20 protein-coding genes are annotated in these 25,862 nt (G+C 39.3%); 5 read left to right on the top strand and 15 right to left on the bottom strand.

The features are described from left to right. Positions 1 to 20: 20 nt before the first annotated feature. From HXV90_RS08315 to HXV90_RS08335, 5 genes are all read right to left on the bottom strand, one after another. The gene (locus HXV90_RS08315) at positions 21 to 1,535 is read right to left on the bottom strand and encodes an NCS1 family transporter (RefSeq protein ID WP_257961405.1); all 1,515 of its coding nucleotides are present in this window, start codon (positions 1,533 to 1,535) and stop codon (positions 21 to 23) included. Between the two features lie 124 nt (positions 1,536 to 1,659). Beyond that, a complete protein-coding gene (gene preA, locus HXV90_RS08320) occupies positions 1,660 to 2,922 on the bottom strand; it encodes an NAD-dependent dihydropyrimidine dehydrogenase subunit PreA (protein WP_048389894.1) in 1,263 nt (420 codons plus the stop codon). A gap of 193 nt (positions 2,923 to 3,115) precedes the next feature. Next, positions 3,116 to 4,483 carry an NAD(P)-dependent oxidoreductase gene (locus HXV90_RS08325; protein WP_269898798.1) on the bottom strand — a complete coding sequence of 456 codons (1,368 nt, stop codon included), beginning with the start codon at positions 4,481 to 4,483 and terminating at the stop codon, positions 3,116 to 3,118. Positions 4,484 to 4,582: 99 nt separating this feature from the next. Then, positions 4,583 to 5,986 carry a dihydropyrimidinase gene (gene hydA / locus HXV90_RS08330; protein ID WP_048389890.1) on the bottom strand — a complete coding sequence of 468 codons (1,404 nt, stop codon included), beginning with the start codon at positions 5,984 to 5,986 and terminating at the stop codon, positions 4,583 to 4,585. Between the two features lie 44 nt (positions 5,987 to 6,030). Next, the gene (locus tag HXV90_RS08335; protein ID WP_009370856.1) at positions 6,031 to 7,275 is read right to left on the bottom strand and encodes a Zn-dependent hydrolase; all 1,245 of its coding nucleotides are present in this window, start codon (positions 7,273 to 7,275) and stop codon (positions 6,031 to 6,033) included. 139 nt (positions 7,276 to 7,414) lie between these two features. Here HXV90_RS08335 and HXV90_RS08340 point away from each other — a divergent pair, with 139 nt between their 5' ends. From HXV90_RS08340 to HXV90_RS08350, 3 genes are all read left to right on the top strand, one after another. After that, complete coding sequence (locus HXV90_RS08340) at positions 7,415 to 8,584, top strand: PucR family transcriptional regulator (RefSeq protein ID WP_048389885.1); 1,170 nt, start codon at positions 7,415 to 7,417, stop codon at positions 8,582 to 8,584. 172 nt (positions 8,585 to 8,756) lie between these two features. Next, entirely contained in the window at positions 8,757 to 10,118 is a 1,362-nt protein-coding gene (locus HXV90_RS08345) for an aspartate aminotransferase family protein (protein ID WP_269898799.1), read from the top strand. A gap of 13 nt (positions 10,119 to 10,131) precedes the next feature. After that, positions 10,132 to 11,652: a CoA-acylating methylmalonate-semialdehyde dehydrogenase gene (locus HXV90_RS08350; RefSeq protein WP_269898800.1), complete on the top strand. Its 1,521-nt coding sequence runs from the start codon at positions 10,132 to 10,134 to the stop codon at positions 11,650 to 11,652. Between the two features lie 92 nt (positions 11,653 to 11,744). Here the strand turns inward: HXV90_RS08350 and HXV90_RS08355 are convergent, their stop codons facing one another. The 5 genes from HXV90_RS08355 to HXV90_RS08375 all read right to left on the bottom strand — a co-directional run bounded on the left by HXV90_RS08355 (position 11,745) and on the right by HXV90_RS08375 (position 14,995). Continuing rightward, on the bottom strand, positions 11,745 to 12,062 hold the full coding sequence (locus tag HXV90_RS08355) for a DUF378 domain-containing protein (protein WP_048389879.1): 318 nt from the start codon (positions 12,060 to 12,062) through the stop codon (positions 11,745 to 11,747). Positions 12,063 to 12,244: 182 nt separating this feature from the next. Beyond that, entirely contained in the window at positions 12,245 to 12,730 is a 486-nt protein-coding gene (locus tag HXV90_RS08360; protein ID WP_112117680.1) for a methylated-DNA--[protein]-cysteine S-methyltransferase, read from the bottom strand. Beyond that, positions 12,717 to 13,631, bottom strand: coding sequence for a DNA-3-methyladenine glycosylase family protein (locus HXV90_RS08365; protein ID WP_115673431.1), 915 nt, complete (start codon positions 13,629 to 13,631; stop codon positions 12,717 to 12,719). Before HXV90_RS08365 ends, HXV90_RS08360 begins: the two co-directional genes overlap by 14 nt. 14 nt (positions 13,632 to 13,645) lie before the next feature. Then, complete coding sequence (locus tag HXV90_RS08370) at positions 13,646 to 14,203, bottom strand: bifunctional transcriptional activator/DNA repair enzyme AdaA (RefSeq protein ID WP_269898801.1); 558 nt, start codon at positions 14,201 to 14,203, stop codon at positions 13,646 to 13,648. Between the two features lie 24 nt (positions 14,204 to 14,227). Beyond that, positions 14,228 to 14,995, bottom strand: a complete 768-nt coding sequence (locus tag HXV90_RS08375; protein ID WP_269898802.1) for an isocitrate lyase/PEP mutase family protein — start codon at positions 14,993 to 14,995, stop codon at positions 14,228 to 14,230. A 470-nt stretch (positions 14,996 to 15,465) separates the two neighbouring features. Here HXV90_RS08375 and HXV90_RS23510 point away from each other — a divergent pair, with 470 nt between their 5' ends. Then, on the top strand, positions 15,466 to 15,603 hold the full coding sequence (locus tag HXV90_RS23510; protein WP_403019993.1) for a hypothetical protein: 138 nt from the start codon (positions 15,466 to 15,468) through the stop codon (positions 15,601 to 15,603). 146 nt (positions 15,604 to 15,749) lie between these two features. Here HXV90_RS23510 and HXV90_RS08380 read toward each other — a convergent pair whose 3' ends face one another. Together HXV90_RS08380 and HXV90_RS08385 are read right to left on the bottom strand one after the other, a co-directional pair. Continuing rightward, entirely contained in the window at positions 15,750 to 17,048 is a 1,299-nt protein-coding gene (locus HXV90_RS08380; RefSeq protein ID WP_048389869.1) for an MFS transporter, read from the bottom strand. A 22-nt stretch (positions 17,049 to 17,070) separates the two neighbouring features. Continuing rightward, a complete protein-coding gene (locus HXV90_RS08385; RefSeq protein ID WP_115673434.1) occupies positions 17,071 to 19,104 on the bottom strand; it encodes a CocE/NonD family hydrolase in 2,034 nt (677 codons plus the stop codon). Between the two features lie 323 nt (positions 19,105 to 19,427). Between HXV90_RS08385 and HXV90_RS08390 the strand changes: the two genes are divergently transcribed. Next, a complete protein-coding gene (locus tag HXV90_RS08390; RefSeq protein ID WP_048390477.1) occupies positions 19,428 to 20,078 on the top strand; it encodes a TetR/AcrR family transcriptional regulator in 651 nt (216 codons plus the stop codon). Between the two features lie 82 nt (positions 20,079 to 20,160). Here the strand turns inward: HXV90_RS08390 and dinG are convergent, their stop codons facing one another. The 3 genes from dinG to panD form a co-directional block, all read right to left on the bottom strand. Further along, positions 20,161 to 22,932, bottom strand: a complete 2,772-nt coding sequence (gene dinG / locus HXV90_RS08395; RefSeq protein WP_115673435.1) for an ATP-dependent DNA helicase DinG — start codon at positions 22,930 to 22,932, stop codon at positions 20,161 to 20,163. Between the two features lie 182 nt (positions 22,933 to 23,114). After that, positions 23,115 to 25,250, bottom strand: a complete 2,136-nt coding sequence (locus HXV90_RS08400) for a 5'-nucleotidase C-terminal domain-containing protein (RefSeq protein ID WP_269898803.1) — start codon at positions 25,248 to 25,250, stop codon at positions 23,115 to 23,117. Positions 25,251 to 25,478: 228 nt separating this feature from the next. Next, complete coding sequence (gene panD, locus HXV90_RS08405) at positions 25,479 to 25,862, bottom strand: aspartate 1-decarboxylase (protein WP_009370842.1); 384 nt, start codon at positions 25,860 to 25,862, stop codon at positions 25,479 to 25,481.

Here is a 25,862-nt window from a genome sequence, read left to right on the forward strand (position 1 = left end):
ATGTCTTGATGTTGTCTCACTTACTCGGCACCCTTCATCTCTAACAGAGGATCTGGTTGCTCCACCAGTTCATCTTCATCTGGGAGCGCCGCTGGAGCTGCTGGTTGGCCAAATATTTCATCTAAATTATGTCCGACTGTAATTCCTAAATATTTGGCATCACTTGGATCATCTAGCTCAGCTTGTGGATACTTTTTAAACCACCAATACTTCGCTAATACATAATATACAATCGCGCCTACAGCGAACCCTACTAAAGAAGAGTAAGTTGAAAATATATTGGCAACTGCACCACCGATTACCCAAGCGATTAATCCAGCCATATTAAAGCCCTTATAATATTTAAATTGCCCATCTAATTCATAAAGCTCTTTGACATGTACGCGCCGTTTACGAATCAGGTAGTAATCAGCAAATAAAATACCTACAATCGCTGTTAAAATACCGCCAATGATTAATAGGACATTGACCATGACATCAAATAGACTCCAAGGCTGTGCAAGAATACCAATAATCCCTGCAATAACTACCCCTACCCAGAATGGCACTTTCGGTCCACCGATATTAGAGAAAATAGTAGCTGCTGGTACAACGTTGGCAGAGGTATTTGTCGACCATTGTGCTAATACAATCATCAGCAATAGAATCCCAAGAATAAAGCCGCTTGCACTTTGCTGTAAGGCATTAATTGGGTCTGCCGAGGCAACTGCCATATAGCAAACTGCACCAATCGTAACAATGAATGTGTTTGTAATGGGCATGACAATTAAAGAGCCTACAAGCTGTGTTTTATTACGCTTGAACCAATTACGCTCATTTTTGGGTGCTTTAAAGAAACGTGACAAGGATGGCATATCTGCTGCTAAGGTTGCCCAAAAGCCCATATTTGCCATCACCACTACCATAAAGGCGGTAAAAGCAGCGAAGCCTGTTGTTGGGGTTTCCACCCACGTCCAAATATTTTTTCCCTGAGATGTTGCATTATCTGCCAATGTGTAATACATCCAACAAGAAATTAAAATAATGACAGGAGCTGCTAAATCAGCAAAACGCTCAATGGATTTAATACCAAGAGATGTATTAAAGAGTTGAAGCGCTGCAAACACAAGGAAGCAGATAAACCAATTATCAAAGCCAAACAATAAATTTAAAATTCCGTTTATCGCTAATGCACCAAAATACGTATTCAAACCAAACCAACAGGCAGCTGTAACACCACGTACAAGGGAAGGTATATGAGTACCGAATGTGCCAAATGGTGCACGCATATAAACAGGGAAAGATAATCCATGCTCTATTCCTATGTCACCAATTAACGTCATAAAGACGCCAATTAAACAAGAACCTACCAATGTTGCCACAATCACCATTGGTAAGGATAAATTCATGATAGCCGAACCACCAATGGCAAAAGCTGCTAATACAATTGCCATTCCTATCCAAATCACCGCAAAACCAAATGTTCCAATATTTCTTTGTTGATGTGTCACTGGAAGTAAATCTGGGGATTTTAAATAATTCCCTTCACGTTCCATAATGTTTCTCTCCTTTTTTTCTAATTTCCGTGACAACCTACTTGAAGTGCCTTCCTTCACCCAAAATGCTGAAGGAAGGTGGAATTTCGATTTTAATCTTTATTCAAAAATGAACAACGGTCCTTTATTTTGATAGACTGCTAAGAAGTGATTGGCGTTCATTCCATGTCATTGGCGGAATTGTAGATGGGCGTTCAACCATTGAAATGGCTCCATCGACAGGACAAACAATTGAGCATAAATTACAGCCTACGCAGTCTTCCTCACGAACCTTTAGCATTGGGCGACCATCCTCCGTATAAAGGTCAATACATTGATGGGATGTATCCTCGCAAGCAATATGACACTTATTGCAATTAATACAAACATCATTATTAATTTCTGCGACAATTTTATAATTTAAATCTAAATCACCCCAGTTTGAATACCTTTGTACAGAGCGACCAACTAAATCCATGACTGAAGCTAGACCTTTATCATCTAAGTAGTTATTCAGCCCATCAATCATATCCTCCACAATACTAAAGCCATGATGCATTGCTGCTGTACATACCTGTACGCCTGTCGCACCCATTAAAATAAATTCCGCTGCATCTTGCCAATTGGAGATCCCCCCAATGCCCGAAATCGGTACATTGACTAATGGATTACGAGCACATTCTGCAACCATGTTCAGTGCAATTGGTTTAACTGCTGGACCACAATAGCCCCCATGAGCTCCTTTTCCAGCCACATGTGGTACTGTATTCCAAGAATCTAAATCAACACCAGCTAAACTGTTAATCGTATTAATCATACTCACAGCATCTGCTCCACCTCGTGTTGCCGCTTCCGCCGTCACGGTAATATCCGTAATGTTGGGCGTTAGTTTAACAATAACAGGTGTACGCGCCGCTTCCTTTACCCAGTACGTTTGTTTTTCCACCAATTCAGGGACTTGACCAGAGGCAGAACCCATGCCTCGTTCTGCCATCCCATGTGGACAACCAAAGTTAAGCTCAAGACCATCAACCCCCACATCTTCTACTCGTTTCACAATTTCATGCCATTTTTCTTGCTTTGGTTCCACCATTAACGAGGCAATAATTGCGTGATTAGGAAATTTCTTTTTCGTCTCATAAATTTCTTGTAAATTCACTTCTAATGGTCGATCCGTAATTAATTCAATATTGTTAAAGCCTGCCACACGTTGGCCATTATAGCTAACTGCTGCAAAACGGGAAGACACATTTAAAATCGGTTCTCCTAACGTTTTCCAAACTGCGCCACCCCAGCCCGCTTCAAATGCACGTTGGACTTGATAGCCTGAATTCGTTGGTGGAGCAGATGCTAGCCAAAATGGATTCGGCGATTTGATGCCCGCTAAATTAATGCGTAAGTCTGCCATATAAGTTCCCCCTCTATCCGTACTAACAATCTTTTGTCAACTGAAAGCATAGTGCCAGATACAGGCTGTATGACCACCATTTCAAAACATAGGCTAATGTAATCATTCAGATGGGGGATTAACAGCCTGTATAAACCCGATTGGTGAATCTAACAATCAGTGGAGGAAGAGCCTCCCTGATTGAAGGTTCACTTTATGCAATCTCACTTGGTTTTCTTAAACATTCATGAATCTTATATGCTGCATCTTTTCCTTGCTGTACAGCGGTCACTACCATCGCTTCACCCTGTCCATTACCAAAGACAACATCTCCACATGCAAATACTTTGTCATTGGACGTTTGCATTGTTGTCTCATCAATGTCTACGACACCATTTGTATGAGCTAAACCAAAGGCTTCAATTAATGATACAAAACGAGTTTGCCCGATGGCTTTAATAACAGCATCCACTTCAATGATAAAATTGGAGCCCTTTACTTCTTCAGGGCGTTGTCGACCATCAGGACCTGCCTCACCAAGCTTCATTTTCACACATTCAATGCCTGTCACCTTTCCTACTTCATTGCCAATAATTTTTTTAGGTGCAGTTAGCCATTTAAATTCCACACCATCCTGCTTGGCAAATTCATATTCAAATTTGTATGCTGTCATTTCTTTTTCTGTTCTACGATAGAGAATTTGTACATTATCTGCGCCTAAACGCACCGCACTTGTAGCACCGTCTATCGCCGTGTTTCCAGCACCGATTACGGCTACTCGTTTCCCTACAATATCATTTGTAAGCGGTCCCATTTTTGTTTTTCGAATAAACTCAATGGCATCATGTACCCCTTCTAATTCTTCCCCATCAATGCCCAAATTTGGGACAGCACCCATACCGACAGCTAAAATCACACTGTCATACTGAGCCAAAATTTCATCAGCAGAAATATCCTCACCTACAGCTGTATTCGTTTGAATGTCCACACCGAGCTGTTCAATCTGCTCTACTTCCCAATCTACGACATCATTTGGTAATCGGAATGCTACAATCCCATAGCTTCCTAAGCCCCCCGCCTTCGCTTCAGCCTCATAAATAGTTACTTGATAGCCTAAACGACTGAGCTCACGTGCTGCCGATAAACCAGCAGGACCTGCCCCTACAATGGCTATTTTCTGTCCATTATGTGGACCTGCCTTAAATAGCTGAGCATTGGTTTCCATTGCCCAATCCGTTGCATAACGTTGTAACTCACCAATTTTAATTGGCTTTGTTGAAGAATTTAAGACACACGCCCCTTCACACAATTCTTCCGTTGGACAAACTCTTGCACAGCTTGCACCAATTGGGTTTGCTTCTAATATAGTCGTAGCCGAACCCTTCATATTACCAGATGCAATTTTTTTTATGAAATTTGGTATTTGAATACTTGTTGGACATGCTTTAATACATGGTGCGTCATAGCAATACAAACAACGATTGGCTTCCTCAATAGCCTCATTCTTTGTCATCTTACCTTTTAATTCCACAAAATTACGTCTAAGCTGCACGGTCATTGCATTTTCTTGAATCGGAACCATTTCCACATCCCCCTCATGTGTTCATTTTTTCCGTACCCTAATTACGAAACCGATTGTTTTGCTCTCCAGTCAAAACAATCGGTCCTATCCTGTAGGAAGCTAAATGTTTAGAGCTTCCGCAGTTACTGTTTTTAATGGACGTTTAATGTATCGTCCACTGCCAAGTACACCTACAAATTCTTTATTTTTAATGACATATTCCCCACGTACGAGTACACTAACAGGCTCACCTGTTACCTCCCAGCCTTCATATGGGTTATAGTCCACATTCATATGATGTGTTTTAGCTGAAATTTGACGCTGTGCCTCTGGGTCAAAAATGACGATATCCGCATCTGAACCAATTGCAATCGTTCCTTTTTGCGGGAATAAGCCAAATATTTTTGCGGCACTAGTAGAGATCATATCAACAAATTCATTGATGGAAATTCTGCCTTTTGCCACGCCCTCAGAGTATAAGATACTGAAGCGGTCTTCAATGAATGGTCCGCCATTTGGAATTTTCGAGAAATCATTTAAGCCTAATTGCTTTTTACCTTTAAAGCTAAAGGAGCATTGGTCTGAGCCAATCGTCTGTAGCTGTTTTGCCTTTAAGGCATTCCATAAATGTTCTTGATGATATTTAGGACGAAGTGGCGGTGACCAAACATATTTGGCTCCTTCAAAGCCTGGTTGCGCTAATGCGGATTGATCGAGCGTTAAATACGGTGGACATGTTTCACCATAAACATCATAGCCCTTTTCACGAGCGGCAATAATTTCATCTACCGCTTCTTTACATGTCACATGCACCACATAGAGCTTCGCACCAGCTATATGCGCTAATTCGATAGCACGCTTTGTTGCCTCTCCCTCCAATTCCGCTGGACGAGTTAGTGCATGATAGATCGGTTCCTTATGTCCAGCACGTCTTGCCTCCTCTACTAGCTCATCTATAACAGAGCCATTTTCACAATGGACCATTACTATCGCACCAAGATCCTTAGCGATTTTAAAGGCTTTAAATAATGTACGATCTGTCGCTTGAAATTCTTTTGCATAAGCCATGAAGACCTTGACAGAAGTAATGCCCTCTTGCTCTAATAATTGTGGTAATTCAGCTTCGGTTTCAGGTGTTAGATCACCAATCATCAAGTGGAAGCCATAGTCAATAGCAGACTTCCCTTTTGCCTTGTCATGCCATTTCTCTACGGCTGTCGATAATTTTTCTTCTCCTGCTGTTAAACAGAAATCTAAAATAGTAGTTGTCCCACCAAAAGCCGCTGCAATAGTGCCTGATTTCCAGTCATCATCCGTCACCGTGTTATTGAATGGCATGTCTAAATGCGTATGGGGATCAATGCCACCAGGCAATACGTACTTGCCAGTAGCATCAATAATTTCAGCGCCAGCATCCGTTAAATTTTGTCCAATTTGAACAATTTTACCGTTCTCAATTAAAATATCTGCCTCAAATACATCAGCAGCAGTTGCTACTCGTCCACCTTTAATGATTTTTTTCACTATGCCTCTCACCCTTCATCGAAAAATTAGAGAATGCTTGATAGTTAATGCAGTGTATATGTTTCGCCCATACTAAACTTCGTTTGTAGCGTTAACACCGTCTCCAATAAAATATCTGCGCCCTTTGCACAATCTTCAAAGGCTGTTTCCTCTTCTTCACAATGACTCTTCCCTTGAATGCTTGGAACAAAAATCATCGCGGAAGGAACCATACTTGCCATATACTGTGCATCATGTCCAGCGCCACTAAACATACGATGAGATGAATAGCCAAAGCTTTGACAAGCTCTTTCTACTTCATTGCAAATCGCACTATCAAAATGCACGGTATCTCTGCCCCATAACTTGACAGGCTGAATATGGCATCCGCCCGCTGTCTCAGGTAGCGCGTTGAGAATATCCTCAACCTGTTGCATGACCTCTGGCTTTTGATGACGTGAATCAATTGTAAATGTCACCTTATTTGGGATGACGGTATGAATATTCGGGGAAACATTCATACGACCAAAAGTAAAAACAAGTTGTTCGTCAATTTTTCCTAATTGTTCATATAGCTCTTTAATGATGGTTGATGCCACAATCATTGGGTCTTTACGCATTGACATTGGGGTTGTACCTGCATGGTTTGATTGCCCACTAATTGTAATTTCATAGCAGACCATGCCTAGCACACCTTCAACCACACCAATTTCCTGCTGTTTTGCTTCTAATACTGGCCCTTGTTCAATATGCAATTCAATATAAGCAAGTGCCTCCTTCAGACGATTGGCTTGCTCTCCCTCATAGCCACTTGCTTGTAAAGCTTGTTGAAAACGAATGCCGTTTTTATCCGTAGATTGGAGCATTTTTTCTTTGTCAAATTTCGAGGTGATGACGCCTGAACTCATCATGGCTGGATCAAAACGTGCCCCTTCTTCATTCGTGAAATTGACAATCGTAAGAGGAATGTCCACTTCGATATCATTTTCCTTTATTGTTCGAATGGCCTCGATCGCTGTTAGTACACCTAACACACCATCAAATCTTCCACCTTTTTCTACTGAATCTAGATGGGAACCCATGACAATGGGTGGCACATTCTTTTTACCAGGAAGAGTGGCGTAAATGTTGCCCATATCGTCCACCTGAATATCCATTCCTAACGTTTTGCAACACTCACAAAAATAGTTTCTTGCTAATACATCCTCATTCGAAAGAGACAAACGTGTGACGCCACCATTTTCGGTGGCCCCAAATTGACTAAATTGTTCAATTAACTCTTGCAATCGTCTACTATTACATTTATACATATGCAAGTCCTCTCTTTCACAGTAGTTAATAAACATTCTAAAATAGATAAAATTTGTGAGATATGGATAGTAAACTAAAAAAATATGTGCAACTGCACATCATATATGGTAAGTTATGTTCATAATTAAGGGGGAACGTATGGGGACGATTCGTAAAATTGTAGAGGGAGTTCATTTCCCAATGCTCACATTAGTCGCTGGACATAGTGGTACGTATCGCAGAGTTACTGGTATTAATGTTGTGGAAAGCAGTGATTTAATCATGTTTTGTAGACCCAATGAATTAGTCGTCACAACAGGTATTAATTTAGATGCGCAGCAAGACTCCTTGGAACATCTTGTCAAACAGGCATACACGAAAAAAGTAGCTGGCTTTATCATTAATACAGGACCATTCATTCCTAGCATTCCAGAAGCCGTCATCTCTTTTGCCAATCAACATGATTTCCCTATTTTTCAAATGCCATGGAATTATCGCATTGCTGATCTATTAAAAACTACCTTTCAATTTATTGCCAATCACCATCAAGAGCTTTCTATCGAAGAAAAGGTTCTTTTCAATCTACTATTTCATTACAAACAAAACACTAACACAATGAAAGATCAACTAGCACAGCTAGGATTTCCTCAAGGAAGAGAATTAGCGATCATAACTTGTACAACCATTGGCTCCAAAGCAGCTATTGACCGTTATGAGGTCATGATCCAATTCGCTTTTCAAAATCGCTATCAACGCTTCTTAAAATTAAAGCATAAAAATCACCTCATCTTTTTAATTGATAAAGCACAAATCAATACACCTAATATACCCTTCTCAAAAGTTGTGGAAGAAATCTATGAAAAAATCACGCTAAAAAATGGTTACTTGGATATTATTATCGGCAAAGGTAACTTTCATAAAGAGCTAGAAAATGTTCGCCAAAGCTATGATGAGTCCTTAACCGTCATCCATTTAGCACAGCTTCATAACAATCGTTATTTGTATAAATACAAAGAAATCGGTGCCTATAAAATATTGATGGCTGTGAAAAATCAGCCCCTAATGAAATCGTTTAGTCAGGATATTTTAGGACAACTTTATCGCTATGATGAACTACATGGGACAGACTATGTACCTTTTTTACGTATTTTTGTTGAGGAAAATGGCAGTACAAGCAGGATTAGTGAACGTCAATTTATACATCGAAACACCGTCCTCTATAAAATCAAGAAAATTGAAATGCTATTAGATATGGACTTAAGCAATCCCTTTACGAAGACTAATTTGTATATTGCCTTTTTAATTGAGGATGTGTTAATGCATCAATAGCCTGTCACAACTTTAAATTAACTGAATTATCTTTCTCATTAAATACTCCTTCTAAAATTCTTGAAGCATACATATAAAGTACAAATGGGGGCGACTGCGCATTTTTGTTGTCCACATCTGAGGAAAACATATGCATGCTAATCAACTACCTGTTTAGAAGGAGTGAAGCTTCGTGACAAATGTAACAAGTCCCAATTGGCAAGTAAAAGATGAACAATTCGTATGGCATTCTATGAAGCCCTACAATCCAAATGCAACAATGATCGTCCAATCCTCTAAAGGGGCATGGATTACTGACATTGAAGGCAAGCGCTATTTAGATGCAATGGCAGGTTTATGGTGTGTAAACGTTGGCTATGGACGTGAGGAGATTGCCAAAGCTGCCTATGAGCAATTGCTAGAAAATACGTATACCCCATTATCTGTTGGGCATATCCCTGCTATTCAATTAAGTGAAAAAATTAATGAGCTTTTAGGGGATGATTATGTCGTCTTCTTCTCCAATAGTGGCTCCGAGGCAAATGAGGCAGCCTTCAAAATAGCTAGACAATATCATCAACAAAAAGGTCACGTCAATCGAACGAAAATTATTTCTCGTTACCGGGCCTATCATGGTAGCTCGATGGGTGCTCTTGCAGCAACTGGACAAGCTCAACGAAAATATAAATATGAGCCACTGGCACCAGGTTTTTTACATGTCACTCCACCTGACGCTTATCGTGCCAATGAAGACCATATTCAAAGTAAGGACCCTTGTGCATTACCATCCGTCCAAGCAATCGATCATGTCATGACTTGGGAAATGTCAGATTCCATAGCAGCAGTCATTATGGAGCCTATTATTACTGGCGGTGGTGTAATTATGCCCCACGACAGCTACTTACAAGGAGTTAAAGCTGTTTGTGAGAAGCATGGCGCACTACTCATTGTCGATGAAGTCATTTGTGGTTTTGGTCGTACAGGCAAAGCTTTTGGATTCCAAAACTACGGCATCCAGCCTGATATTGTGACTATGGCGAAAGGCTTAACTAGCGCTTATATGCCACTGTCTGCTACAGCTGTTCGTCGTGAAATTTATGAGGCGTTTGCTGGAACTGAGGAATATGACTTTTTCCGTCATGTCAACACATTCGGTGGATCACCAGCAGCATGTGCGGTCGCATTAAAAAATATTGAAATAATGGAAAAGGAAAATTTATTTGCCCACTCGGCTGCACTAGGTGCTACATTACTCACTACATTACAGGAGCAATTAAAGGAGCACCCGAATGCTGGGGATATTCGTGGGAAAGGCTTATTAATTGGCGTAGAGCTAGTACAAGATAAAGATAGCAAAACACCGCTCGACATGACACTTGTGAACAAAGTGATCACACAATGTAAGGAACAAGGATTAATCATTGGGAAAAATGGGGTAACCGTGGCAGGTTTCAATAATGTGTTAACCTTATCTCCTCCTCTGATTATTTCCTCAGATGAGACGAATTTCATTGTTGAAAAATTTGTACAAGCCTTACATTCTATTAAACTGTAGGAGGAATAGCTAAATGGTAACGAATACAGACATACAGGATTTAGGTCATTTTATCAATGGACAAACAGTTCTAGGGAAAAGCGGTCAGTTTTCAGATGTTTACAATCCAAGCACAGGTACTGTCATTGCTCGCGTACCTTTGGCAACAAAACAAGAGGTACAGGAAGCGATTGCTGCTGCCCAAGCGGCATTTCCTGCTTGGCGTGCCTTATCAGTTGGTAAACGAGCTGAAATTATCCTTAGATTCCGCCAACTCATAACAGAAAATATCGATGAACTAATTGATATGATTTGTACAGAGAGTGGCAAAACGATTGAGGATGCCAAGGGCGAAATTACTCGCGGTTTAGAATCTGTTGATTTAGCTATCAATGCCCCCCATTTACTTAAAGGAGAGTATTCGGTGAATGTTGGTGGTCATATCAATGCCTATTCTCTGAAAGAACCATTAGGCATTGTAGCGGCTATTTCCCCCTTTAATTTCCCTGTCATGGTACCGCTAGCAATTACAAGTATGGCGGTGGCTGTAGGAAACTGTGTGATTCTGAAGCCGTCAGAGCGGGTTCCTTGCTCAGCATTATTTTTATCAGAGCTGTGGAAAGAGGCAGGCTTACCAGATGGGGTTTGGACTGTTATTAATGGAGACAAAGATGCTGTTAATGAGCTGTTATGCCATCCTGCCATTGAAGCGATTTCCTTTGTAGGCTCTACGCCAGTTGCAGAAGCCATTTATGCTACAGCCTCTAAACATGGGAAGCGTGTTACAGCACTTGGGGGAGGTAAAAATAATATGGTGGTTATGCCAGATGCTGACCTAGAGCATGTAGCAAATGCCTTTTTAGGTGCTGCCTATGGAGCTGCCTCCCAGCGTTGTATGGCACTGTCAACCATTATTCCTGTTGGGGAGGATACAGCCAATAAATTAGTGGGTATTCTTGCCGATAAAATTGCCAAATTAAAAGTGGGTCCCTATACAGATGACGAAGTTGATTTTGGACCAGTCATTACTCAGCAATCAAAGGATGCCATCATTGGCTATATCGATCGTAGCCTAGAAGAAGGCGCAACACTGGTCTGCGATGGGCGAAATCCAGAAATTTCCAAACAATCGAACGGTTTCTATCTTGGACCTACATTACTCGATCATGTAAAGCCTGGAATGGAAATTTATGAACAAGAGGTTTTTGGACCTGCACGTAATGTCGTCCGCGTGGCATCATTAGAGGAAGCTATAGCCCTTATTAATGCCCATGAATTAGGAAATGGTGTAACCATCTTTACGAACAATGGTGCAGCAGCTCGAAAGTTTACCACTGAAATTGAAGTAGGTATGGTAGGTGTCAATGTACCCATTCCTATTCCAGTAGGCTATCATAACTTTGGTGGCTGGAAACGATCAAGATTTGGTGAGGGGCATATGTTTGGACCTGACCAAGTACGTTTCTTCACAAAAGCGAAAACCATTTCAGAAAAATGGATAGAACAAGGGAATGACGTTACATCTTCTTTTGCATTTCCAAGTAATCAGGACTAATCCTTAAAAATAAATATTCGCGTAGTCAATAGCTACGCGAATATTTTGAAAAAACTGACGCGAAAACATGGTCACTAGTTTTTACAGTTTAACTATTTGTTCTCTTTTTTCTCTTCCGTTTTTCTTACTTCTGAGAAGTCTGTTTCTTCTCCAGCCTCCATGCCATAGCTAGGATTTCTATCCATACGAGTAAATGTATCTACATCATCCTCGTCTTCAAATCGCTTTACAAGAATTGGAATCGAAATTAGCCCAGCAAGACCAACGAGTGCATAAACCCAACGAGATAAGACCGCCGTTTGTCCACCAAATAAATAAGCCACTAAATCAAATCTAAAGAATCCAATGAGTCCCCAGTTGATTGCACCTATAATAACTAGTACTAAGGCGATTCTATAAAGCACGCTCATGTGTACACCTCCTTTATTTTCAATACTCCAAGCTATATTTCTTAGCAGGGAGGTGTCATAAGAAGCGATAAAATGACAAAGACTAGTCATTACAACCGCCATTTTGACGGTCTTATTTTTTGCAATAACCTCTTTTTTATACTGTGTACAAATGGCGAAATGACGTACTCTGATGAATGGCGTTACTTGGATGATTTTTTATGTGTCTGCTCATGCTGAAGCAGCCATTCTTTGCGCCACATCCCGCCTCCATAACCTGTCAGCGTTCCATTGGAGCCGATAATTCGATGACATGGCACAACAATGCTGATATTATTTTTACCATTCGCACTACCAACAGCCCTTACAGCTTTTTCATTGTTAATAGCAATGGCGATATCCTTGTATGAAGCCGTTTCACCAAATCCTACACTCGGTAAAACATGCCAAACAGCTTGTTGAAAATCTGTACCTCGAAAAACATAAGGAAACGAGAACTCCTGACGATCACCTAGAAAATACTCATGCAATTGCTTAACACATTCTAGTAAAACTTCAGGTGTGTCTTGCTGAGGAGCATTGACGACCTGCTCTCGCTCTGCAAAGTTAATGGCATCAATTGCTGTATCACTTCCCTCAACTTCTATAATCCCAATTGGTGATGAATAATCTAATTTATACCGTTTCATACAGTGACCTCCATAAATAAAAGGTGGCATAAGCTTGCCAGCCTTGCCAATGTTCCGCATAGTTCTTTAATTCTTCAATTGTTGGTTTTCGTTCTAATGCTAGTTGTATTTTTAAAGCATTATGTAGACCTACATCTGCTATAGGAAATGCTGTCGGTTGTTGCAGACATTTCATAAGCACATAATCTGCTGTCCATGCACCAATTCCTCGAATGTCCATTAATCGTTTTTTCATGGCTTCGTAGTCCTCTTGTTGCCACAGCAAATTTTTTGTCAATTGTCCGCTTGCGATAATTTTGGCAATTTCAATAATGTATTCTGATTTCCTCCGTGTAAATTGGAGGTGGATTAAATCATCTACCTCAATAACGGCTATTCTCTCTGGCGTTGGAAACAGCCAGTAGCTTTGCCCCTCAAAGTAAACATATTCTCCAAAATGCTCGACAAATCTCTTTTTTAACATATAGGCAAAAGTTAAATTTATTTGTTGACCAATAATTGCCCAAACTAATGCTTCAAATAAATCAGGAATCCCGATTAACCGTAATCCGTTATATTTCTTCACAAGTGGCTTTAGGATTTGATCGTTTTCAGCCATCTGGTAATACCCCTGCAAATCCTTTGTTAAATCAAACCACTCTGCGATATATTGTGCGATGATCGCCTGTTCATGGCTAGCTGGCTGTTTCATTGGAAATATTACTATTATTTTATGTGCTTGTTCAGTTATTTCACATAAAATAAATTGTTCATCAATCTTCAATAATTTGTAGAGCACATCATCCTTTATATGATGAAGTATTTCGTGATGTGAGCGCTTTAAGAACTGCAAACACTCTCTATAATTAAATGCTTGTGGTAACTCGATAACTAAATAGCCAACATCGTTTGTCCATTTCATATCATGTCCCCCTGCTACGATAGGTTACGGTATTCTGTAGGCGAACAATTTTTCAGCCGCCGAAAAACTTTATAAAAATTAGATGGGCTTTGAAAGCCAGCTTCATAACATATTTCTAAATTTGTAAAGTCGGTATGTTTTAATAGATGGGCAGCCTTATCAATTCTGATTTTCTCTAAATACGTTCGAGGCGTCTCAGCAGTCACTTGTTTAAATAGTCGTTCAAGGTGAAAGGGACTGAGGCCAACATGCTCCGCCATATCCTGTAAAGTCACTCTTTGTTTATATTCGTTCATAATAAAAGTCGTGACATTTTTAATCAATTGCGTGTGTGGGGAATGTTCGATTTCAGGCTGACATCGTTTACATGCCCGATAGCCAGCCGCCTCTACTTTTTGGATATCTTCATAAAATTCAACATTCATCTTTTTCGGCTTTCTGGATTTACAGGAAGGACGGCAATAAATCTTAGTAGTTTTAACCGCTGTATAAAAAAGCCCATCATAGGTTTGATCACATGTTATAATCTTTTCCCACTTTTCCTCAAAAGATAAATTGATTGCATTGTCCACGATTATCTCACCCATTCCCATCGACTATATATATAACGCAGAAGTATCTTGGTCTTTTAATAATTGTGCAGCATGCTGTGTTAAATGCACAATTATTTTATCTGAAAGTGCATTTCCAAAGCTAAAGCGTTTCACCCCTAATTCTTTTAGTAGCTTGACATTCGTTAAACTAGGTAATGAAAGAAGATTGAGGGGCGCATTTATATTACGAGTCATCGCGCTTATTTCATTGGCATCTGTTAAGCCTGGGATAAATATACCACTTGCTCCGCTCTCAATATAAGCTTTTGCTCTTGTTATTGTTTCTTCAAATGGTTGCTCTAATTGAAAATACGTATCTGTTCGAGCATTAATAAAGAAATCTTTATAGCCATGATTATCTAATTCTTTCCTCATGTTTGTTAATAAATAACAGTGTTCAATTATGCTCCTTAAGCCTGTTTGATGTTTAAGGGAATCTTCAATGTTAATCCCTGCTACTCCTACATCTGCCGTTCTCAAAACATTGTCGATAATACTTTGTTCATCATGGCCATACCCCGCTTCTATATCTGCTGATACGGGTATCTTGACTTGCTCTGTAATGGATTGAATAATTGTTAGATGTCGTTGAAAATCGATTTGTTCACCGTCTGCATAGCCAAGTGAGTTCGCTATGCCCCAGCTTGTTGTACCGATTGCTTGAAAGCCTGCCTTTTCTAATGTTAATGCTGATATAACATCCCAAGCATTCCCAATAAATAATAGCTCTTGTGAAAAATGTAAATCATAAAATTGCTGAATTTTTGACATAATATAAGCCTCCATGCTGTTTGTTAGACCTTATATTATCAGGAACTATCCTTTTATTTCGTCCTCAATCTTGCTGTTATGGTCTATAATAATGTTTTAACAAATAACATGGAAAATACAATAGTCAGAAAAATAAATTTATTCACACTTATTATCCTAGTTATGTTCGCTCTCATCCCCCCCTGTTAGCGCAATAGCCCAACAGATAAGCTTCTAGATCCTATTGTGTTAGGACAGCATTTAATTCCAAAATGGTCTCCATCGAAGATATATTGAGTGATGTCCATGATCATTCTTTTGTGGCTAGAAATCAATCGTATCCATTCTTCTGGCATACGAGAGATACTATTTGGTTACGTTTATCCATGGATAATATTTGAATAGATAAAAATGAATCCCATTGGCTAGAGGTAACAGATAAACTAGATAGCATTGATATGTATATCATTATTGGAGTGACTTGCTTTGTGATGGGCGATACAATTCATTCCTTATTATCTAGATGTGATAAGGCTTTATATCAGGCCAAACACCATGGTGGAAATCGTGTGGAATTTTTACTGGATCATACAAAACCGGAGACGAAAATAGAGGCGTCATTATCTTGACGCCTCTGTTTCCGTGTTTACATATTGATTTGTGAATAATCAACTTGTATAAATAGTAAAAAACTATTCGCAGCCTTTTTAGCTATTCATCATTATGTTTAAAAAAAGCTCGCTTTGGAAGAAACCAATGTTAGTTCTAAACTAAATTAAGTAAGTGCCTGTTCCTTGGAAAGCTTTCGTTGTAAAGCAATTTCTCGGCGTTTTTCTTTCGTCACACGCTGCCAAATGACTACTGTAATGAATCCAATAATAGCTAAGCCTAATAAAATACCAAAGAATACTTTATAGCCCGCTGTGCCACCCCAGTAATCTAAACAAGCACCTGCAATAATTGGCATAAAGATTTCACCACTATAACCAATTATCATCAGTGGCATGGACACAGTTCCTGTTGATTCTACTGGATAATCGCCTTCTACTAGAATTGCAAAATGCATCGCTTGCAAAGCATACATAGATGTATAGATAATCCCAATGAACACTAAAAGCATAAGGATAAAAGAAGCTTTTCCTGGTAATAAAATGAGCCCTACTAAACCAAATGCTAATAAAATATAGCCGATTAACACCATATTCGACACACCAATTCGGTCGCCTATGATTCCTGCACTAAAACTACCAATAGGACGACAATATTGCGAGAAGTAGCCCAAAGCCGCAGCAATTAACGTAGACGCACCAAATGCGGCCGTTGCATAAGGTGTAATGTAATAATAGCTAATAATCATCGCGTAGGACGTAAAGATAAGTATAGTCGCAAGCCAGGTAGTTGGCATCTTCAACACTTTCCAAAGGACTGCCCAATCAAACGTTTTACTGCTCTCTCTATCTTCTGGACTGACAGTTGCTTGATCTGGATCTTTATACAGCATCATAATCATGAGGCCCAACAAAAGACAAATCACAGAATACACTGTAATAACTGCTGAAAGAGCCATTTTATCACTCATATGTTTTGCAAAAAAAGCAAAAATCCCTAAAATCACAGCAGATTGAATAATGTTGGTTACACCACGTCCGCCTTCAAAAAATCCAAAAGCTTTTCCTTGTTCATTTTCAGAGCCTAAAGAACGAACCGCTTTTACTAATGCTCCCCAGAACGTCATAATGGACGTGATTCCCCAAGCAGCATGAATCAGTAGAAGTACTGGATAGGGTGGATACAATAATAATGTAAACCCTAATAATCCTGTGGCTACTAAAGAAATGGTTAATAAATATTTCGTTTTCCAACGATCTGCACAAAATCCTCCAAAAATATAGGAAATTAAACAACAAACACCATACGCACTACCAAGTGTCCCCATTTGTGTATTGGTTAAATGAAATGCATCCAGAAAGACATCATAATAGTAGTTTCTAAAATAAGGCAATGCGTAAATTAAGGCACCTGAAACAGCTAAAATAACTAAAGTAGCTGTATTCTTTTTTAACTTAGCTTCCATATGTTTACCCCTTATATGTTATTTACAAGCCATGACGTTTAATTTTTTGATTCCATTCCTTATGGAAGACTTGTTTGTCATTTTCTTTGATGACCATTTCCCCAACAATTTGGAAGTTTTCCTGATCAGATGTTTTGGTAACCGTAATATCCGCGTCAATCCACCAGCCTTCACGACCAATTTTCATTTTTTGATAGATTGTATACTGAGCTGACAGTGGATCAGCATTCGTTAAGGTTAATTCTCGTTTTAAATTATGTTCTACAGTGACATCAATATCATCAAAGCGATAAATACCTTCTCCAAATACGCCTCCAACCCCATCTGTAATACATGTCCATGTATCTGTTAAAATATCATAGGATATCGAACGATCGACTCTGCCTTCTTGCAGTGTTGTGATTGGCGTTAATGGTGCACTTTCAGCATTCATATTAGGTCCTACTACCTGCTGACCATGGAAAGTTGGCAATGATAAGGTAGCGGTTTCTAGATTTAATGTCAATGTAGCGTCTTCTGGCATTGGCCAAAACATAGGCCAAAACGTTGTAGCTAAGGATAGGCGTAAACGATGCCCCGCTTTAAATTGATGGCCACAGCAATCTAACTGAACAAAGGCCTTCACTTTTTCACCAGGTGTTAACAGGTCAACATGATCATGCCCATTTAAGTGTGTCAGGTTCATCACGCCATAGGATACACGAGTGACAGCTCCATCGGGTGCTACGTCTGATAGCTGTGCAAATAGCATTGCATGTGGTTTGTCACTCATTAATTCCACTTCAAATTTTGGATAGCCCACAATCTCTAGGGCTTTCTCTAGCCTATCCGTTTCAAAAACCATGGCCATTCCATCATCTAATCGTTGGTCTGCTGGACTTTCACCTAGTACGCCAGCGCCCATCCATTCACCAGATAAAAGACCATGATTTTGAGGAGTTTTTAGTAGGACTTGCTCTTGTTGCTCACTGCGGTTTTCTACTAGTTTTCCATGTGTCAGTTGATACACCTTAGTTTGTATCGATTCCGCTGCTGGCCACGATTCTAAACCAACCCAATAGCCTTTGCTAATTGGTTTCTTAACGGATGGCTCCATGCTCTCTTCTACCCAGACATTCACCATTGGTCCATCCATTACATCGTTGTCTATTCCTTTTAACCAATGATCCCACCATTTCACAGCTTCTTGTAGAAAGCCCATTGCTGGACCCGGCACTCCATCGTGGGGATAAACATGTGCCCATGGGCCAATAATGCCTTTTCTCGGAACAGAAAGCCCTTCCATTAAACTTAAGACTGTGTTTGTATAGGAATCTTCCCAGCCATCTAGCGCAAAAACTGGGATTTCTATGTCTTGATAATTCTCACAAACTGAACCATGTTTCCAATAATCGTCTCTTGTTTGATGCTCCATCCATTGTGCCATCCACAAAGGCATATTTTCTAATCGTTCCATCCATTTATCACGCCAGCTATCGCCAACAATATGTGGATCAATTGGACGTAACTGGTAGGCTAACATAATAGCACCCCACCAGAAGTTATCGTTTAACAAGCAACCGCCCTTATAGTGAATATCATTGTTATAACGATCATCTGTAAAGCCTACGGTAATAATCGCCTTTAACGCCTTTGGTCGACGAGCTGCTACTTGTAGAGAATTAAATCCGCCCCACGATTTCCCCATCATCCCGATATTGCCATCACACCAGCTTTGGTTAGCAATCCATTCAATGACTTCAAGGGCATCATCCTGCTCTTGCTTTAGATATTCGTCCTTTAATAAACCATCTGACTCACCTGAACCTCGCATATCCACTCGCACAACAGCATAACCATGTCCTGCAAAATAACCGTGCATAGGCTCATCTCTTGCTCTTGTCCCATCTGTTTTACGATAAGGAATATACTCTAAAATGGCTGGTACTTTCTCTCCCAATTTTACATTTGGTAGCCAAATACGACTAGAAAGCCTTGTGCCGTCAGCTAACTCGATCCATGTGTTTTCAATTGTTTCATATGTACACTCAAATTGTGTCACAATTTTTTTACTCATTGTATAATCCTCCCCTTGTGTCTAAGTGCAAGACTCCTAGTTATAACATCCTCTTCGTCTAATTATTCCGAATCTTGATTATTTAGTAATCATGATTATAAAATAATTGTGATTAGTATATCACCTGAAATTCTAATGCACAACTCTGAAAATGACAAAAGCTAATGCTATAATGAAAGAAGATAATTAAAATTGCTATGCTATAATAAGTTTAAATTAGCTACAAGAAGGTAAATATATACATTTAATTAATGATTTTACAGTAATTAATTGTTTGTTAGGGGGATATTACTTTGAAGAAAAAGGAAATACAAAGGAGTCGTATGTGGAAATACTTTGTAGATGCCACTGCGGAAATCATCGAAGAAGAAGGGCTGGAAAATGTCACAATCCGGAAGGTTGCTGATAAAGCAGGTTACAACAGTGCTACTATCTACAATTATTTTTCGGAAATCTCGCATCTTCTATTTTTTGCATCGATGAGATGCATGCAAGACTATACCAACGAAGTTGCTCGCTACATAGAAAGAGGCAAAGATCCTATTGAAAAATACTTATTGGCTTGGGAGTGCTTTTGTCAATATTCCTTCAAACAACCTCAGATTTTTCACGCAGTCTTTATCATGGATTTAGGGGAAACACCAGAAGCACTATTGGAAAATTATTATAATTTTTACCCCAATGATTTAATCAATATCCCTGATGATTTAAAGACCATTTTATTTCAACACAGTCTAACGAAACGAGGGCGTTCTATGTTAGAGATCGCTTTAAAAGAAGGCTACTTAACTGAAGGCAATGTTGATGCCATCAATGAAATTACACTATTAATTTGGCAAGGTATGTTTACAAACCTATTGAATAATCGCAAAAGTTATGATGCCAAACAAGCAACGGCAATCACTATGAAATATATTACAGAAATCGTTCGTAATGCTAACCTTTTTGATGAGCAAACTAAAAACAAGCAATGAGAATCATACTAGCAATTGCCTTTCTTTAAACGCTTATAAAATACGTAAAAACCCCTTCTAGCAATGCTAAAAGGGGTTTCTGCTATTTTTGCCAATGATTTAGTTCCTTTAACAATTCGGGTAGCTGCAATTTCTTTACATCGATAGGAGGTAATGCCTTAATAAACTCTTTCCCATATGACTTACTAGTAATTCGTCGGTCTAGGACAATAAAAGCTCCTTTATCCTGCGAGGAACGTATTAATCGACCAAAGCCTTGCTTAAACCTCATGATCGCTTCTGGTAAGGAAAGCTCCGTAAAGGAATTGCGGCCTAGGGTAGTTAGATGCTTTGCCCTCGCCTTAAAAACAGGCTCTTCTGGTGAAGAAAATGGTAATCGTACGACAATAACAGAGGCAAGTGCATCTCCTGGAACATCTACCCCCTCCCAAAAACTGTTTGTGCCAAATAGAACGGCATGACTAAATTTTTGGAAGGATTTTAGAATGCGCATACGGCTACCGCCTGTAACACCTTGTGCAAATAGCATGTAATCATCTAATAGTTCACTATCTTGGATAAGCTCAACTGTTTTTCGTAGCATATCCTGTGCTGTAAAGAGTACAAAGCAACGCCCTTCTGTCATTCGAACAGTCCGCGTAATTGCATGGGCAACAGCCTCAATGTATTCTTCTTGGCTGACATGCTGAATATCTGGCATATCGGTGACGATAAATGCCTTAGCCCCAGCATAGTAGGCTGGTGGAGCTTGTAGTTTCAAGACTTCAACATTATCAGAAATGCCTAACTGGCGTGTAACAAAGCGCTCATTGCCTGGTACCGTTAATGTACCTGATGTCCAAACAATACTTGCTTGCTGACGTAATGGTGCTAATACTTGTTCAATTATCGGCGTCACATTGACAGGCTTCTTAAAAACATGGAGACTGCCAGGGACACTCCGTACATCAAATTCTAACCAAACAGAATTGCCTTCCTGTGGTGACAGAAAAATATCGTCCCATTCAGCAATTTTTATCTTCACTTCTCGAATCCAATATTGCCATTCAGATAATACATATTGATCGTTTTTATCTAGCTGCTCAATCGCATTTTCGAACGACTGTGTAATGCTAGTAGCGAGATCCAGCCATTGCTGGGTTAGTTTGCTTACTTGTGCAAACGTTTCTTTCGCAAATGAAACATCCTCTAAAAACAAGGTGCATTTACTACCTGCTTGTTTCCCTTTCATTTGCTGTTGCAATTTTTGAATAGTTCTCTGGATTGTTTCATCAAATGTCCGCTGCAAACGTATGAATTGTGCATCAAGATGCTGTAAATTTTGCATGGCTACTCGCTGTTTTCTCTTCGCTGCCTGGCAAAACTGTTGAAATAAAGCCGTGTCCTCCATCGTACCAATTTGTCCAAAAATATACTTCCATTGTGTATAGGAGAAGACTACTTCATCCTGCTGCATAGCTGCCTGAATAAATTGATGCGCCTCGTCAATAATCCAGCCATCTATTTCTGTAAAAAGTGGTGTTTGACGCACTAAATCACTTAAAACCATGGCATGATTCGTTACAATACAGTCAGCAACTGCACTGTTCTTTAAAGCTTGCTCATAGAAATCAAAGCCCTTTGAAGGCTTGTCATTCGGTATTTTTCGGATTTTCTCTAAAAACAGTTGTCCGCCACCAGAAACATTGAGCTCGCTCAACACACCAGTCTCTGTTTTGGTCAACCACACAAGTATTTGTAAAATAGTAAATGTATCATCATAGGATTCATCAGCATATGCCATACATTGCTCAAAGCGATCGAGATCAATATAATGCTGCATTCCCTTCAGCACACACAAATTCACCTTTGTCCCAAGGATTTTTTCGATCTTTGGTAGCTCTTCTTCTACAAGCTGTTCTTGTAAATAGGAAGTATACGTACTGATGGCAATCTTTTTATTAACAGCACGGGCAAATAAGATGGCTGGAAGTAAATAGCCAGCAGTTTTACCAATACCCGTAGAAGCTTCAATCACGCACTCCTGTTGTTCATGTAATGCCCGCCAAATCGTGTCCATCATGTCAAATTGTGCAGGACGTTCCTCAAAATTTGGCAGTGCCTTTGACATTAAAGTTATTTTCTCATCTACTGATTGAGGGTAGGCAATCGTTTCTGTCACATGCTCATGCTTATTTCGGCCATTGCCAATCGCAAAATTACGGTAATAGTGTACATTTTCGCGGCCCGTCGTATGCTGGCGCTTAATTTGCAACGCCTCAAAAAAAAGCTGAGAAATATTTGATTTTAAGCGAAAGGAACGCTTATGCATCTGTTCAAGTGTAAGCTGTGGTAAACTTAGTAGCTCCTTCCAGCAATGCTTGAATAGCTCCGCTGTCGCGCGAGCATCGTCATCCGCTCGATGAGCATTTGCTAACTCAATATTTAAATCGGCCGCTAAATCCCCTAGCTTAAAACCAAGGGACATAGGGAACAAAATTTTAGCTAGCTCCACCGTATCCATTTTTTTACCTTGCCATTTCGGTAGTCCAGCACGTTTAAACTCTGCTTGTAAAAAGGATAAGTCAAAATCTGCATTATGTGCAACAAATACACAGTCAGCAAGTAGCTCATATATGTAATCCGCATGCGCTTCAAATGGGAAGGCATCCTTTACATCCTCATTCGTTATATGCGTTAAATCTTGAATGAAAGTGGGAATAGCTTTCCCTGGATTTATGAACTTCGTATAGGTACGCTCAATTTCCCAATCCTTCATAATAACAATGGCAATTTGAATCATCCGGTCCCCATTGGCTGGTGAATGACCAGTTGTCTCCAAATCTACAATTGCATATTTTTGACTTTCCATCATACATCTCAACTCACAGTTCACATTAGATAAGTTGAATTTTATCATATTATTGGCTCTGCGGCATCCTTTCTCCTCTTTGTTGAATCACCGCATCCATACAAAAAACGCAACCTTGGAGAAATCAATCCCCTAAGGTTGCGTTGTGGAATCGTTATGGAGTGCTTACTCAAACAACGTTACGCTTATTGTTTTTTTGCTACATCAACAATACGACCTTCTGTTGTTGTTTTCACTTCTTTTAATGATAATAAGTGTTCTTGGAAATTTTCCCAGTCAGATAAACCTAAATCTGTTACGTGACCTTCTTCGTAAATTTTTCTAAATACTTCATAGCCATCCCCACCTTGCTTAGCAGTAAAGGCGTTTGTTGCTACTGTATATGTTTTATCATCTTCAAATGCTACATACTTACCTGTTGCTTGATCTAAGTATTCAAACGATACAATGCGAGAGCCTGCTTCTTTTGAAGAATCATATTGTAATTTTGCACCTGCAATTTGTAAGAAGCCTCCAAATTGATTTGGTGCTTGTCCTACAGATAGTTCAAATGCTTCTTTTAATTGAGCACCTGTTATATCCATAAGTGCTAATGTGTTACCAAAAGGTAGTACTGTCATAACATGACCTACAGTAATTTCACCTGCTGGAATCGTCTCGCGAATACCACCACCATTTGTAAATGCCATCACAACTTTTTTATCTGAGTATTGTTGTGATTTTGCTAACATGCCATCTGTAATGAGATTACCTAATGCCGCTTCTTGTGTACGTACTAATTCACGTGATCCATCTAATGCTTCATCAAGTTTTACACCAATCTCTTGTTTCATGATTGCATCTACTTTTTCTTTAAACGGTGCAAGTTTTTCTAATGCCGCTTTATCCTCTGCTACTTTACCAAGGTCGATTAATTCACCATTATATTCAGTCACAACACCATTTCCATCAAATGTTACATCTAGTGTACCTAAATACTTTACATACTCATTAGCTTGTACAATTAATGTAGCCTCTTTTGCTTCGCCAGCTGTATTTGTATCTACGATAAATGGTTTGTCTAATTTTGTATGATCATGTGCACCTACAATAATGTCAATACCATCTACATTTTTTGCTAATAGTTGGTCATTATCTATATTCGCATTATCTTCAAATCCAATATGTGTTAAGGCGATAATTTTGTTAACACCCATACCTTCAAAAGCTGCTACTGCTTTTTTGGCCTCTTCAATGTAATTTGAGAATGTTACTTTATCTGGAGATGCAACAGCTTTTGTTTCTTCTGTTGTTAAACCAAAAATACCAACTTTTTCTCCATCAATTTCTTTTACAATACCAGAATAAATTTTACCATTCTCAGGTTCACTTGAAATTAAGTCTGTAAATAAACCAGTGAATTTATCATCTGCTGAGAAATCAGCATTAGCATCCACAAATGGGAATTTAGCCCCTTTAACAAAATCCGCTAATGCTTGATGACCTTCAGGAGAGGCACCTAAATCAAATTCATGGTTACCAAATACCATTGCATCAAAGCCAATTTCATTTAATAGCGCTAGATCTGCTTGTCCATGGAATTCGTTGAAATATAATGTACCATTAAATGCATCGCCAGCATGTAATGTTAAAACATTTTTCTTTGCTTCCCTTTGTTCTTTTACAGCTGTCGCCAATTTAGGTAATTCATTTGCACGAGCATGTGTATCATTCACATGTAAAATCGATAATGAGAATGCATCTGCTGGTGTTTCAGGAGTCTCTGGAGTTTCTGGAGTCTCTGGTGTTTCTGGGTTTGATTTTGTTAGAGCCTCAGCAATGAATGTTGCCAGTTGTCCACGTGTAACTTTTTCACTAGCCTCATGATTTTTTGCACTTTCTAGCTCTGGTAATGTTGGGATAGATGCTAAAATTTTTGCTAAATCACCATGTGTAATTGTTTGGTTTGGACGGAAAGTATTATCTCCATAGCCTGTAATGACATTTAATCCTACAAGGGCTGCAATTGAGCCATAATAAGGATTTGATGCACTAATATCCGTAAATTTTGGATCCTCTACTTCTTTTGTATCCAATTTTAATGCGCCTGCAATCATTTTTGCCGCTTGTCCACGCGTGACATTTGTATCTGGTTTGAATGTACCATCTGGGTAACCACTAATAATCCCTGCTGCATAAAGTGTAGAAATGCCTTCAAAATCTGCATGACTTTCCTTTACATCCGAAAAAGGACTTGCTGCTGATGCTGGTACTACCGCTACCGCTGTTACAGCCAATGCCGCTGCAGTTACTGTTAAAAATTTGTTACGTTTATTTTCCATGACAAATGATACCTCCACTAGTAAAATGATGTACTAACAACTAAATTCTACATAAATATGACGCAAAATACTAGAACATTTGTAAAATTATAATTTTGTTAACTAGTTTAATAGTAATAAAAGCAAATTTTTGCCAGTAACTTTTGATATAAACGTAATCGCAAAAAAGGAGGATTGGCTATGCTTTGCCATCCTCCTCTCTAGTATTAATTTATTCTATGGCTGAATTCACATCACAGTTGCTTCTGGCTCGTGTGCGATCATTTCCTTAATTGTATTGCCCTCTCCCATGATGGCTACAGTTGGTTGATGGTCTTTTGCCTCATGATTATCCACATACACATAGGAAATAATAATGACAATATCACCACGCTGCACAAGTCTTGCTGCTGCGCCATTAACACAAATGACACCTGATCCTCGTTCACCAGCTATAATATATGTTTCAAAACGAGCGCCATTATTGTTATTAACAACATGTACTTTTTCGTTTGCCAGCATACCTACTGCATCTAAAATATCTTCATCTATTGTTATGGAGCCTACATAGTTTAAATCTGCCTGTGTCACTGTTGCACGGTGGATTTTACTATTCATCATCATACGTAACAT

This window comes from Lysinibacillus sp. JK80, assembly GCF_027557635.1.
Lineage (GTDB): Bacteria > Bacillota > Bacilli > Bacillales_A > Planococcaceae > Lysinibacillus > Lysinibacillus capsici.